The organism is Wolbachia endosymbiont (group A) of Longitarsus flavicornis (assembly GCF_963931955.1).
In the GTDB taxonomy this organism is placed as follows: domain Bacteria; phylum Pseudomonadota; class Alphaproteobacteria; order Rickettsiales; family Anaplasmataceae; genus Wolbachia.
Genome location: NZ_OZ008337.1, coordinates 1,554,553 through 1,567,695 on the forward strand (window position 1 = coordinate 1,554,553; position 13,143 = coordinate 1,567,695).

10 protein-coding genes, 1 other RNA gene and 2 pseudogenes are annotated in these 13,143 nt (G+C 34.3%); 11 read left to right on the top strand and 2 right to left on the bottom strand.

Going from position 1 to position 13,143, the window contains the following annotated elements; genetic code table 11:
* Nucleotides 1–166 precede the first annotated feature (166 nt).
* A pseudogene (locus tag AABM58_RS07485) lies at nt 167–993 on the top strand (IS5 family transposase).
* A 162-nt stretch (nt 994–1,155) separates the two neighbouring features.
* Here the strand turns inward: AABM58_RS07485 and AABM58_RS07490 are convergent.
* Nucleotides 1,156–2,811 (bottom strand): hypothetical protein, encoded by a 1,656-nt coding sequence (locus AABM58_RS07490; protein WP_338406829.1) that lies wholly within the window; start codon nt 2,809–2,811, stop codon nt 1,156–1,158.
* Nucleotides 2,812–2,991: 180 nt separating this feature from the next.
* Here AABM58_RS07490 and AABM58_RS07495 point away from each other — a divergent pair, with 180 nt between their 5' ends.
* From AABM58_RS07495 to pstB, 6 genes are all read left to right on the top strand, one after another.
* Nucleotides 2,992–4,269, top strand: coding sequence for an adenylosuccinate synthase (locus AABM58_RS07495; protein WP_338406919.1), 1,278 nt, complete (start codon nt 2,992–2,994; stop codon nt 4,267–4,269).
* 276 nt (nt 4,270–4,545) lie between these two features.
* Complete coding sequence (locus AABM58_RS07500; RefSeq protein WP_338406830.1) at nt 4,546–6,663, top strand: hypothetical protein; 2,118 nt, start codon at nt 4,546–4,548, stop codon at nt 6,661–6,663.
* Nucleotides 6,664–6,962: 299 nt separating this feature from the next.
* Complete coding sequence (gene infA / locus AABM58_RS07505) at nt 6,963–7,226, top strand: translation initiation factor IF-1 (protein ID WP_164224845.1); 264 nt, start codon at nt 6,963–6,965, stop codon at nt 7,224–7,226.
* The gene (locus AABM58_RS07510) at nt 7,204–7,836 is read left to right on the top strand and encodes a Maf family nucleotide pyrophosphatase (protein WP_338406831.1); all 633 of its coding nucleotides are present in this window, start codon (nt 7,204–7,206) and stop codon (nt 7,834–7,836) included. Before infA ends, AABM58_RS07510 begins: the two co-directional genes overlap by 23 nt.
* 239 nt (nt 7,837–8,075) lie before the next feature.
* Nucleotides 8,076–8,870 carry a 4-hydroxy-tetrahydrodipicolinate reductase gene (gene dapB / locus AABM58_RS07515; RefSeq protein ID WP_338406832.1) on the top strand — a complete coding sequence of 265 codons (795 nt, stop codon included), beginning with the start codon at nt 8,076–8,078 and terminating at the stop codon, nt 8,868–8,870.
* Nucleotides 8,867–9,625 carry a phosphate ABC transporter ATP-binding protein PstB gene (gene pstB, locus AABM58_RS07520; protein WP_338406833.1) on the top strand — a complete coding sequence of 253 codons (759 nt, stop codon included), beginning with the start codon at nt 8,867–8,869 and terminating at the stop codon, nt 9,623–9,625. The genes dapB and pstB overlap by 4 nt, the downstream gene beginning before the upstream one ends.
* 97 nt (nt 9,626–9,722) lie before the next feature.
* Here the strand turns inward: pstB and AABM58_RS07525 are convergent.
* Nucleotides 9,723–10,019: pseudogene (locus tag AABM58_RS07525) on the bottom strand (transposase); the annotation flags it as partial.
* Nucleotides 10,020–10,152: 133 nt separating this feature from the next.
* Here AABM58_RS07525 and ssrA point away from each other — a divergent pair.
* The 4 genes from ssrA to AABM58_RS07545 all read left to right on the top strand — a co-directional run bounded on the left by ssrA (nt 10,153) and on the right by AABM58_RS07545 (nt 13,111).
* Nucleotides 10,153–10,489, top strand: a transfer-messenger RNA (tmRNA) gene (gene ssrA / locus AABM58_RS07530).
* Between the two features lie 22 nt (nt 10,490–10,511).
* On the top strand, nt 10,512–10,949 hold the full coding sequence (locus tag AABM58_RS07535; protein ID WP_338406834.1) for a ClpXP protease specificity-enhancing factor SspB: 438 nt from the start codon (nt 10,512–10,514) through the stop codon (nt 10,947–10,949).
* A gap of 11 nt (nt 10,950–10,960) precedes the next feature.
* A complete protein-coding gene (locus AABM58_RS07540; protein WP_338406835.1) occupies nt 10,961–12,514 on the top strand; it encodes a Mur ligase family protein in 1,554 nt (517 codons plus the stop codon).
* Between the two features lie 6 nt (nt 12,515–12,520).
* Entirely contained in the window at nt 12,521–13,111 is a 591-nt protein-coding gene (locus AABM58_RS07545) for a COQ9 family protein (protein WP_338406836.1), read from the top strand.
* Nucleotides 13,112–13,143: the final 32 nt, after the last annotated feature.

A 13,143-nucleotide genomic window follows, 5' to 3' on the forward strand; every position in this document is an offset into this window, starting at 1 on the left:
TATTTATTTTAAATTGAAGAAAGCTCAAATGAAAGATCGTGTTTTGCTAAAAATTGTAGAATGCAGTCTGGTTACAATCTAAGTTGCTTTAGCTATAAATTCAAGTTTTATCAATAGACTTCTTTCAAAATTGTTAGAGGGAGTGTAAGATGAAGTATTTGAAAGCATGAAATATAAGGAAATAGAAAAGTTAGAAGGAGAAAAGTTTCGACGTTTAACAGGGGTAAAAAAAGCAACATTTGAGCGAATGGTAGAAATTCTAGAAGTGGAGGATAAAAGAAAAAAAGCTAGAAGTGGAAGAAAAAGTAAACTTTGCATAGAAGACAGGCTACTTATGGCACTGGAATATATAAGAGAATATCGTACATATTTTCATATTGGGCAAAGCTATGGCATGAGTGAAAGTAACAGTTTTAAAATAATAAGATAGGTAGAAGACATATTAATAAAACATCCAGATTTTGCATTACCAGGAAAAAAAGAGCTATTAAAGAGTGATGTAGAATATGAAGTTTTAGTAATAGACGGAACTGAAACGCCAGTAGAGAGACCAAAAAAAAGCAAAAGCCCTTCTACTCTGGAAAGAAAAAAAGGCATACTATAAAAACACAAATAGTAACAGAGAAGAAGAGTAAAAAAGTCATATGCACATCTTTCTCGAATGGTAGAAAACACGATTTTCGGATGTTTAGAGAATCAAAGGTAGCAATATTACCGGACACCAAAATCTTAGCTGATGCCGGCTACAGGGGAATGCAGAAGATACACAAAAATGTTGTATTACCGCACAGGAAAATGAAAAAGAATCCGTTAAGCAAAGAACAAAAAAAAGAGAACAGGGCACTTATGAGCCAAAGGGCAATTGTTGAAAACGTAATTGGCTTATTGAAAAGGTTTAAAATCATCTCGGACAGGTATAGAAACCGACGAAAACGTTTTGGTTTAAGGTTTAATTTGATTGCTGCAATTCACAATTTTGAGCTCCATACATGAATTTTGAAAGAAGTCTATTGAATCGAGATCAACTTGAACATTTTACCAACGTTCTTGAAACATATGATGCAACGGCACGTAGTTTTTACGATGAGATGCACTGTAAAATAGCAACCGTTGCAACCATGAACTCTAAAATATTTAAGGAGCCTACTAGTATCTTTAAAGTAAATGTTCATGTGATTCCACAGATAATTTCTGTTTTTTGATTCTATCTGTCCATTTATCATTTTCTATATCTTGTTTGTTGGTTGCTCTTTTTTCTTGCTCAACAATTGCCTTATCTACCTTCTGATAAATTGCATTAATTGCATTTTTTTCTTTGTATACTTCGCTTTTCCCTTCAATAATTAACTTAATAAAAGTATTTACAACAGACTGCACTTGATTATGATTAACCTGACCTTTTATCAAAGAAGGTAAAGAGCCTAATTCCATTACATGTTGACCTATGTTATTATCTATGCCTTCTGTATGCATTAACATTTCATCATCAAACTCTTTCAATACTTCTGATGCTATTTTACCTTGAAAGGAAAGCCCTAAATTATCTGCTACTTCACTTATTAATAACTCTCTGTTTTCTTTATTATCTTCCAATTTAGCATAATCACTCAATAGATCCATAACTGTAGATACTCTGACCTCAACAAGATCATTAACATCTTCTAGAGCAAGTCCTAACCCCAAGAACCTCTCTCTGAGATTTTCGCTTAAAAGATTGATAAACTCTTCATTTGCATCCGATCCTGTAGTAGATATTGTACCATCTAAATAGTTACTTTGAGTACCTAAGCTATGCTCTATTTGTATTTTTGTCTCAGGTTTAAATCCTAATTTTGCACAGAATTTCTGAAAATATTCTTTAATAATGTCAAACAAGTTCTTGCCATTATCTTTATAATTTTTTAACTCTTCAGGAATAGTAAGTGACAATTTACCATCTCTGTATGTTACAAAGTCTTCACCATTGTGAGATTCAATTGTAAATTCCAATGAACTGGGCAGATTACATATCTTATCGCCATGTATAACTTGATTTTTAACAGAGAGTATTGGTAGCCTCATATCAGATCTAATTCTCACATTATTTTGGTTAGCACAATCAATGTTTATTACTTTTTTAGGATTTTCTACTATGAACGACTGTCCAAGTGCAAGTTGAGTTTGTATAAATGGAGCAGCCTCATACCCTGCTTGATTACAATTGGTGACTAGCTCTGCTAAAATAGCATCACTTGGAACTTCCGCACTAGCGTATCTAAACATTTTCTTGAAAACTTCTTTTGCAAAGGAACGGTAATCCTTGTTTTCATCTCTCTCTGTAGGTAATAAATGGATATACCCGTGGCCAGCATTGTAAAATTCTTCAAATTCTTTCTTATATGAATCAGTTTTTTGATAATCAGCAGTTTTGGGATTCTCGCAGTGATCCTTCCACAGCTCACCCAATGCATCACTTGCAAGCTCTTTCTCAATATCTTCAAGTACTGAAGCAACAAATGCTTTGCCATGATCCGTATCTATTTCTCTTGTTCCTTTTTTGTTAAATATTTCGTCATTATATATATCATCACTATTAAAAAGTTCGCTTTTGCGGTGCTTAGCTCCTTCCTTAAATGCAATAATAAAATTTTTATCTATTTCTTTTCCGTTAATAATAAAATTCATCCTTTGAAAATCTAAGAACATTGTTTCACCAGAATTTGCTAATTCATTATCTTGATCTGCTCTTAATTTACTAAAATTGAACTCTTTAGCTGTGGCCTTTAATCTAACTACTGGACTCTTATTATTTTTTCCTTTTGCCTCTTTCATAAATAGCACCTTACTGTAAATATGCTGTAAGTTGTATCATATAATGATGAATAATTTGATAATATATTAAGAAAATCGACAGTATATTTCTTTATTTAAGAGGTGCAGGAAAGGCATAGATTTCTCTTTTCATTTGTAGCATATTGCATTAATATTTATGTATTAATCTAGAAAATAATGATGAATAATATTGTAATTGTTGGTCTGCAATGGGGTGACGAAGGCAAGGGTAAAATAGTAGATTATCTTTCTGAGAATGCAGATGTAGTTGTGAGATTTCAGGGAGGAAATAATGCAGGGCACACTATAGTAATAGATGATGAGGTTTATAAATTAAATTTACTGCCCTCTGCTGTTTTGAGAACGGGCAAAATATCTATCATAGGAAACGGTGTTGCTCTTGATTCACATGCTCTAATCTCAGAAATAGAGTTATTGAAAGTGAAAGGGATGGATATCAATCCCAATAATTTGATAGTATCTGAAAGCTGTCCATTAATACTTAGCGTACATAAGGACAAGGAAAAGCTATTTGAAGATTTAAACGGAAATCGCAAAATTGGTACAACAAACAAAGGAATAGGGCCATGTTATGAAGATAAAGTTGGAAGGAGAGCTATACGCCTTTGTGACTTAGAAAACGCAGATGAGCTCAATAAAAGAGTGGATACTCTTTTGAATTACCACAATGCTATCAGAAAAGGCCTTAACTACCAGGTGGTTAAAAAAGAAGAAATATTAAAGGAAATTCAAGAGATTTCAGAAAAAATTCTTTCATATAAAAAACCTGTGTGGAAGATATTAAATGACTTGATGAAAGAAGGTAAGAAAATAATATTTGAAGGCGCCCAAGGCACATTTTTAGATATCGACCACGGAACTTACCCTTTTGTTACTTCAAGTAATACTGTAGCATCGCAAGCAATAACAGGCTCAGGATTAGCCTCCAATGCTTACATTATTGGTGTGGCAAAAGCTTATACAACAAGAGTGGGTAATGGTCCATTCCCTACTGAGCAAAAGAACGAAGTGGGGGACAGCTTATTTACTATAGGCAAAGAACTTGGAACAGTGAGCAATAGAAGAAGGCGCTGCGGATGGTTTGACGCAGTTTTAGTGCGCCAGGCCGTACAACTATCTGGAGTTTCAAGCATTGTATTAACCAAATTAGATGTGCTTGATTCTTTTGATACAATTAAAATATGCACTGATTACAAGTACAGTGGAAAAATGTATGATTATTTACCCGCATCACATTCAATACAAGAGGAATTAGAGCCAATATATGAAGAATTTCCTGGCTGGAAGGAAAACACTCAAGGTAAAAGGTCGATTGAAGCATTGCCTATTAATTTAATAAAATATATAGACAGGTTAGAAAAATTAATAGGTGTACCAATTCATCTAATCTCAACTAGTCCAAAGAGAGAGGATGTTATTAAGCTTAAAGATTTCTGAAAACGTCTTTGTATCTTATTAACTCTTATCCAATAAAAAAAATACTTGCATAACTTCGAATACTAAGTCTATCATATAAGATATTATTGTAAACTTATAGTGAGCAGTGTATAATGAAAGATAAAAAACCAAACCCAAGTTTAACACTTGCAGTTATTTTCAACACAATTAAGTTAATCATAAAAGTTGGTGTAGAACGAGATTATACAGCCTAATTGTTTTTGAAAAAAATATATATTAATTAGTATAATATAAATGTAGTAAAGGAGGTGTGTTATGCCAGTGGATGTTTTGATGCAGGCAAAAGAGTTGTTCTTAGCAAAGCTGAAAGAGAAAAGCAATTTCGCTGCTCTAAGAGATCAAGATGAGTGGGAATTTCACGATCTGTTAAGAGACTTAACAGATGAGGATTTTAAACAAATTTGTATAGATAAAACAGCAACAGAATCTGCAGGTAAGAGCTTTAAGGAAGATATAGATAAATGCGTAGAATTAGCAGAGCAGGGAAAAAGAGCTGCAAGTAAGTATTTTAAGAAGGGAGTAAAGCTTCAAGCTTATTACATAGAAAATGATAACGCTCATAGAGTTTTGAATGTTAACCTTATTCATTACGATAAGAGTGAGCCAACGAAGATTAGTGACATTTTGCAGCAAGAGAAAGATATTAAAGAACTGAATATCTATTGCAATAAAAAACATGAAATACACGCTCATCGAGAAGGTAAGAAAAGACATTATAAATTTAAAGAGGGCGCAGATTATGAAATGACAAGCACTTGGCCTGTAAAGGATGAGTTCGGGAATGTTTCAATTTGTACCATGACTATGAATGTAAGTAGCGATGGCATAACTGAAATACTAAAATTTAATGGTAAAGATTTTGTGCTATCGGAGGAGATCTTAGAATTAATAAAGCAAAATGATGAATTATATATTCAAGGTCTCTCCTTATGTGATGCTGTAAGGAAATCACTAGAAAAGGGTAAGACTGCTGATGTTGTACCTACTGCTAATAATAATTTGCAAAGCGAATCTATAATGGCCTATCAAGATAAGGAACCAGAGGGGAAATTAGACCCTAAAGTTGATGCTGACAATAGCCTTCCTCCTTCTTCTATTAATAGCAATGTATTAATTCAAACGGAAGTTAAATTACAACAGATTGCAACTCAGACAGAAATTGATTTACAACACACTGAAACTCAGACGAAAATTGACTCACAACAAATTGAAACTCAAACGGAAGTCAATTTACAGCACACTGAAACTCAGACAGAAGTTGCTTCACAACAAATTGAAACTCAAACGGAAGTCAATTTACAACACACTGAAACTCAGACAGAAGTTGCTTCACAACACATTGGAATTCAAACAGAAATTAACTCACAACAAATGGATGAATTGATTTTAAATAATCAGACGCTGTCCAAAGAAAACGTTGAACTGAAGCAAGAAATGTCAAATTTGAAAAAAGAAACTGTTGAATTGAAGGAAGAAAAGTCTGATTTAGAGGACAAGCTTGATCAGTTAAAACACTTGAATAAGAAGATGAATGAAAACCTAGAACAGCTTTTAAAACAAGTATTAGGTTTGCAAAAGGAGTCATCAGAATCGAAAGAGGAAACCCAAGAATTAATCAATAAGTTAAAAAATGCTGAAGCTGAAGCAAAAGGAAAAGAAGTGAATAAGAAATTTGCAGAAGCTAAGCAAAGAATTGAAGAATTAGAGAAACAGACTAGTGATTTACAAGGTAAACTTGAGAAAAAGGAGCGAGAATTCAAGGCAAAAATAGATGCAATGTGCAAGAAGTTGACGCAGCTTGAAGAAAACCTGAAGAGGAATGAGGAAGAATTTAAAAGTGTGGATGAAGAAAAAAGAAGGCTAGAGGACAAGCTGAAAATTGTTAATGCAGGAAAGAAGGAATCAGAAGACAAATTAAAAGAATTTGAAGAATGGATAGACCAAGTAGTACACATAATGGAGGAAAATGAGCAGTTTATAAGCAATTTAAAACGTCAAATGCAAGGGTTGGAAAATGAGCATAAAGCACAACAGGAATCTTATGAACAAGAGATAGACGAACTAAAATGGAAAGTTGGAAAGTCAGAAAATAGGCGCGATGAGTTAAAAAAGTATGTAGCATCAACATTAGAATCCATGAATAGAGAGCACGAAGATCATGTTGATGGATTGGAAGAGGAATTTAATGAACGGAGTGAAATCATTGGAAACAAAGTTTGGGAAGTTGAAGATCTGAAGAGCGAATTACAAAACAGTGAAAAAGAGTTTTTTCGTGATCAAGTAAAAGAGTTAAGTGAAGAAATTTATCCACCTAATGATAAATCAAGAGAGGACAAGATCTCCAGTGATCATGCAAAAAATATTATACTCTAACGGGAGACATTTTCAATGAGCCTGATAATGTTCCACGAAAGAAGAGAAAATTATCCGGATCTTTCAGCCTTGATAGCACATATTATAGCGATGAGGAGAATTGTGATAATGATTTATCTTTCAACATAAGTCCTATAAGTTCTACTGAGAAGGTAGCAGAGAGTAGATGTAGGGAGGCATTATTGTGAAGATAGTTGTGCAAGAGAAATACTTAAGTGAGGTGCAAAAGGTCTTTTGTGTTGATAATAATTTAAAATCTATAGTAGACTGAAAAAGATTATTAAATTATAATATAACATATGATAAAAGACGAGAAATCGAAAACAATTTTTGAAGTGGAAGGGGCAGTAACTGCTTTACTACCTGCAGCAGAATTCAGAGTGAAACTGGACAATGAACATGAGATTATCTGTCATGTATCAGGGAAAGTGAGAAGAAGTAAAATACGCATCATTATAGGGGATAGGGTGTTAGTTGAGATGAGCATTTACGATAGGAATGCGAAAAAAGGTCGGATCATTAGAAGGCTTAAAGGTACAAGTGACAGAACGATCTCTAAATAATCTTATTCTTGCTTCATCATCGAAAAGGCGTATAGCTTTACTAAAACAAATAAATATTGAGCCAGGTTTAATTTTGCCAGCAGACATAGATGAAGCCCCTTTAAAAAAGGAACTTCCGAAGGATTACTCAATCCGTATGGCAAAAAGCAAAGCTGAGAAAATACAAAGTTTAAATCCAAATTATTTTGTGCTTGGTGTTGATACAGTTGTTGCTTGTGGTAGAAGAATATTGCTCAAAGCTGAAAACGTTGAGCAAGCAGAAAAATGCATCCGCTTGTTATCAGGAAGAAGGCATAGAGTATACACCAGTGTGTGTCTATTAACTCCCGATCAATCTAAACAACATATTAGAACTGTGGTTACAATAGTGAAATTTAAACGTCTCAGTGAACAAGAAATTAAGTATTATTTAGCATCAGAAGAGTGGAAAAATAGGGCAGGGGGATGCAATATACAAGGCCTTGCTGGAATGTTCGTATTGTTCTTACGCGGCTCCTACTCTTCCGTTATAGGGTTACCATTACATGAAACCTATTGTTTGCTAAGCAATTATTTTAACCTCAATTGGGAATGTTCAAAAAAGTATGCGCGTCAAGTTAAGGGAAAATGAGCAAATTTAGTGCACTCAAAGTTGATATTCTTGTTTTTCTGTATTTGTCTTTTAAGGAAAATTTTGACCAGGTTGAGGTGAGTTTTTTGAGGAAAATTTGTACCTTACTGACGTAATATAGAGCTCAATAAGATGTGTATTCATTTTGAATTATAGGTAAACCTTAGCTATAGAATATAGATCAGAAGTGACAGACCTTGAAAAAAGGCATAACATTCTTAATAAACGTAAAAAGCTTTATGAAGATCAGAATTGGAGTAATAGGCTGCTTAGGCAGAATGAGCAAGAAAATACTCAATGAATTAATTACAAATACCAAAGTGGAAATAGCAGGTGCTGTTGCCCGTTCGAGCAGTAAGTACATAGGCTTAGATATTGGACCAATTATAGGCTGCAGTTCCAATCTAGGAATTAAAGTTACAAGTTCTATTAGTGGCATATTTGAGTCATCTGACGTTGTAATAGATTTTACAACTAAAGAATGTATGTTAGACTGCCTTAAAGCAGCTGTAAAATTTAAAACACCGCTGGTTAGTGGCACAACTGGAATAGAAGGTGTCGATTTGAAAGAATATGCTGCTGAAGTTCCAATATTATGGTCAGCAAATATGAGTGTTGGGGTTAATGTGTTGCTGAAATTGGTAAAAAAAGCTGCTGAGCTTTTAGGTAATGAATATGACGTTGAGATTTGGGAAATGCATCATAACTTAAAAAAGGACTCACCATCTGGAACAGCTATGGAACTTGGCAAAACAATTGCTAACGCTTCAAGAGTGGATTTTCAGTCCAATCAATATCTACATAGCGGTTCAAACATAAGAAAAAAGGGGGGAATAGGTTTTGCAGTATCTCGTGGAGGTGGAGTAATAGGAGATCACAGCGTGATGTTTGTTAATTCTGATGAACGGATAGAACTAAACCACAAAGCAATTGATCGCACAACGTTTGCTAGAGGAGCTGTTCAAGCAGCAGTATGGCTATACGAAAATAAAAGAGAAATTCCGGGGCTCTATTCAATGCAGGATGTGATATGAGCAATACACGTGCCTCTGTTAAAGATTTAAATCTCTGGTACGGCTCTAAGCAAGTTTTATTCGATATAAATTTGGATATTTATAAGAAAAAAGTTACTACTTTTATCGGACCATCCGGGTGCGGTAAATCGACATTTTTGCGTTGTTTTAATCGTATGAATGACTATGTACCAGGTTGCAAAACTGTTGGTGAATTAGATATCGATGGGCTGGGTGATATATATTCACGCGATATGGATGTTGTGCTACTTAGAGCAAAAGTTGGCATGGTATTTCAAAAGCCCAATCCTTTTCCAAAATCAATATATGACAATGTTGCTTATGGACCAAAACTGCATGGTATGGCGAAGGATAAGCAAAAATTGAATGAGATGGTGGAAAATAGTTTAACTAAAGTTGGCTTATGGAAAGAATTAAAAGACAGATTGCAAGATAGCGCACTCAATTTATCCGGTGGCCAACAACAGAGGCTATGCATCGCTCGCGCAATTGCAGTGAAGCCAACTATTTTATTAATGGATGAACCGTGCTCTGCTCTTGATCCGATGGCAACCAATGCAATCGAAAATCTTATACAAGAGCTGAAATTAAGATTTACTATAATTATGGTGACTCATTCAATGAAGCAAGCTAAAAAGTTATCTGATAGTGTAATTTTCTTTCATAATGGCAGAATTGTTGAGTCTGGAAGCACTCAAGAAATATTCGAAAATGCCCAATCTCCCTTAACAAAAGAGTATATCCTGGATCATTAAATTTCTGCAATCAAAATAGCTTGGCTACCTTAAAAAATGTATCCGTATGCTGTATCTGTCGTGGGAATGTTCAAAAAAGTGTGTCAAACCGCATTTTTCAGTTCAACTCAATTTTCAATCTATCTGGAAAGAAAATATCAAGTTGAGACATAGTTAAAGCCCAATTAGGCAGAGCCGTAGCCCATTTTTGCTCTGCCTTTTTATAGCACAATATACCTGTTTGTACAAGCTAGTAAATGAGCCCTTGGTTTTAGTGAATTTTCTGATCTGTCTATGCAGCTCCTCAATTGGATTTGTGGTGTAAATTAGCCTCCTAACCGGACTAAAATACTTAAAATAGCCGGATCCAATTGTTCTGCCACGATTTTATAACCAAAGGACACTTTTCTCTCCATAATTATTTCTGACTTTTTAGTTCAGTTTTTAACCATTCTTTCCTTAACTTAATGGCAGCGAACCTTAGGATAAACAGGCGAAGTAATTTTTTACTGAATTTTGTTTTAGCTATCAATCAACCGAAGCTCAAATATCTTGACATTTATTTAATGTTGCTATATAATAGCTATGTATATTTTGTGTACTATAGCAATAAAATTACCTTGTAATAGGTGTATTGGACCCGAGGGCAGTACTCGGCGCCTCCACCATGTTTTTTAATTTATATGGGGGCGAATAAGGATCGACATGCATAGTAAAGATGGTAGCTTTGCTCGGTTAGACACCACCGCTAAGAGTTCATAATTTAAATGCAAACGATAATTTTGCTGCTGAAGACAATGTTGCAATAGCTGCTTAATTTAAGCACTATAACTTCATTGCTATAAGCACGGTTCAGGGAACGCCGGGTAACAGAAGTTCCCCAAAAATTTACGTATGTGAAAGTTGTATGGAGCAAACAGATTACAAAAAATTGCTTAATTCTGTTAAGTTTCAAGTTATCAAAAAAACTTTAGATGTTATATCAGGTAATGGTTTTACCCCTCACTTAGAAATATTATTTTTCACGTATTTTAATGGTGTGATCATGCCAGATCGTTTGAAAAAGTCATACCCTACTCAAATGCTTATCATATTACAGCATCAATTCTATGATTTAAAAGTTTCTGAGGATAAATTTAGCGTCAGTTTGAGTTTTCAAGGAAAACAAGAGCGAATTACTATACCGTTTTTTGCTATTAGTGAGTTTCGTGATAAAATTTCAGGAGATGTTTTAATATTTGACAAAATCAGTATCGATTCTGATAAAGAATACAAAAGTGAAAAATGTACTGAAAAATTATCAAACGGTAGTATTATATCCATAGATCAACTGCGTGATAAATAGTTACTCATAAAATGGTTTGCATAAGTTATCTAGCAGTGCAACTAAACAAATACAAAAATCAAAACGTTGCGGTTTTTGGTCTTGGTAAAACTGGTTTATCCGTCATTAACGCTCTAATAAAGAGTGGTGCAAGAGTATATGCATGGGATGATCATGAAGAGCAAATAGCAAATGCAAAAATGATGAATAAAAAATGTAATTTTATTCATCCCAAGGAATACAATTGGCATGAGATCAGTGCATTGGTTTTAAGCCCTGGAGTGCCAACAGAGCCACATTGGATAGTAAAACTTGCAAGGAGATTTGATTGCAAAATAAAATCAGACATTGAGCTATTTCTTGAAGCTAAAACTACAAACCAGAAGGTAATAGGCGTCACAGGAACAAATGGTAAATCAACCACTACATCACTAATAGGGCACATATTAAAATCTGCAGGGAAAAAAGTAGCTATTGGTGGAAATTTAGGCGTTCCTGTTTTGGATCTAGAAAGAGATGCAGAAATTTATGTAATCGAACTCTCCTCTTTTCAATTGGAGTTGATGAATGAAATTAACGTGGACATTTCAGCACTGCTCAATATTACACCAGATCACATAGATAGGCATGGAAGTATGGAGAACTACATAGCAACTAAATTAAAACTGATAAACGGTAGTGAGGTTGCCGTAATAGGATGTGACAATGAGATTACTGCTGATATATTCAACAAATTCACTGGAGACAAAATTCCAATCTCAGTAACATATTCCCCGATGTCATTCCAGCGCGTGACGCTGGAATCCAGAAAAGAAAAACCATTGCCAACTACTCAGATGACAGAGGGTGGTGCAAGAGATCTAATATCATTGGCAGGTAACAATTTGCTTGATTATAGTGAACAGATTACTGGTATAGATCGAAATTATCTGGATCCCAGTGTCAGCTACTTGGATGACAAAAGGGACACTGGGATCCAGAAGATCTCGTTAAAACTAGAGAATCATAGCTTATCAGTAAGCGACGTGAAAATAAACCTAATATCCAATGCAGAAAACATAGCAGCCGCATATGCCGTATGTAAGCTACTTGGAGTAGATAGCAACACTATTATCAATGGAATCAAGTCCTTTTCAGGACTGAGGCATAGGAATGAACCGCTCGGCAAAATAAGAAATGTGTTTTTCGTGAACGATAGCAAAGCAACTAATGCAAAGTCGAGCGAAAAGGCGATCTTATCTTATGAAAACATATATTGGATTGTTGGTGGAAAAAGTAAAGAGGGTGGAATAGAATCATTAAGCAAGCATTTCACAAGGATTAGAAAAGCTTTTCTTATTGGAGAATCAACCGAGGCTTTTGCAAATGTTATGGAGGATAAAGTAGATTTTGTGAAATGTTGCAATCTAGAAGATGCATTCAGATTGGCTTTTGAAGAGGCCTTAAATAGCACAGAAGAAGTAACAATATTACTTTCTCCCGCGTGTGCTTCTTTTGATCAATGGAAAAATTTCGAGGAACGCGGCGAAGCATTTTGTAGAATGTTTGAAAATCTCAGGTACAATCACACATGCTGTTTAGTATAATGTTGCGTGGAACAAAAGTTAATAATAGATAAGCTAATTAGGGTTATTCCATTTGAAGGGATAAGCGATGAAACCCTATTAAAGGTGTGCACTGACCTTAATCTAGCTAATAGCTTTTGCAAATTTCAGAATGGAATATATAGCGCTTTGGAGTACATAGCAGAGGACTTAAATAGCTCAATGGAAGCTGAACTAAGAAATTCTAATTTAGAAGATATGAAAGTGCGAGAGCGAGTAAAGTTAGCTATTCAAATACGCCTTTCAAACTACGCTAAGCTACCGAATTATAGAGAACTTTTAAAAAATGTTTTATCATTCTCTGTATCACCAAAAAATACATATTTTTCTAGTAAACTTTTATATAGAACTATTAGCGCGATTTGGTATGGCATTCATGATCAATCAACAGATTTTAACTACTATACAAAAAGAGCAATATTAGCTGGAGTGTACTTAAGTACGATACTTTTTTTTATCAATGATTATTCAGAAGATTTTGCGGATACTTTATCGTTTCTTGATAAACGTATCAACAATGTCATGACATTTCAAAAATTCAAAACTCGCTTAAAAGGAATCATAGGAAATTTCTTATAAGCTTTTCATCATACTGGTTATTCATATTTATA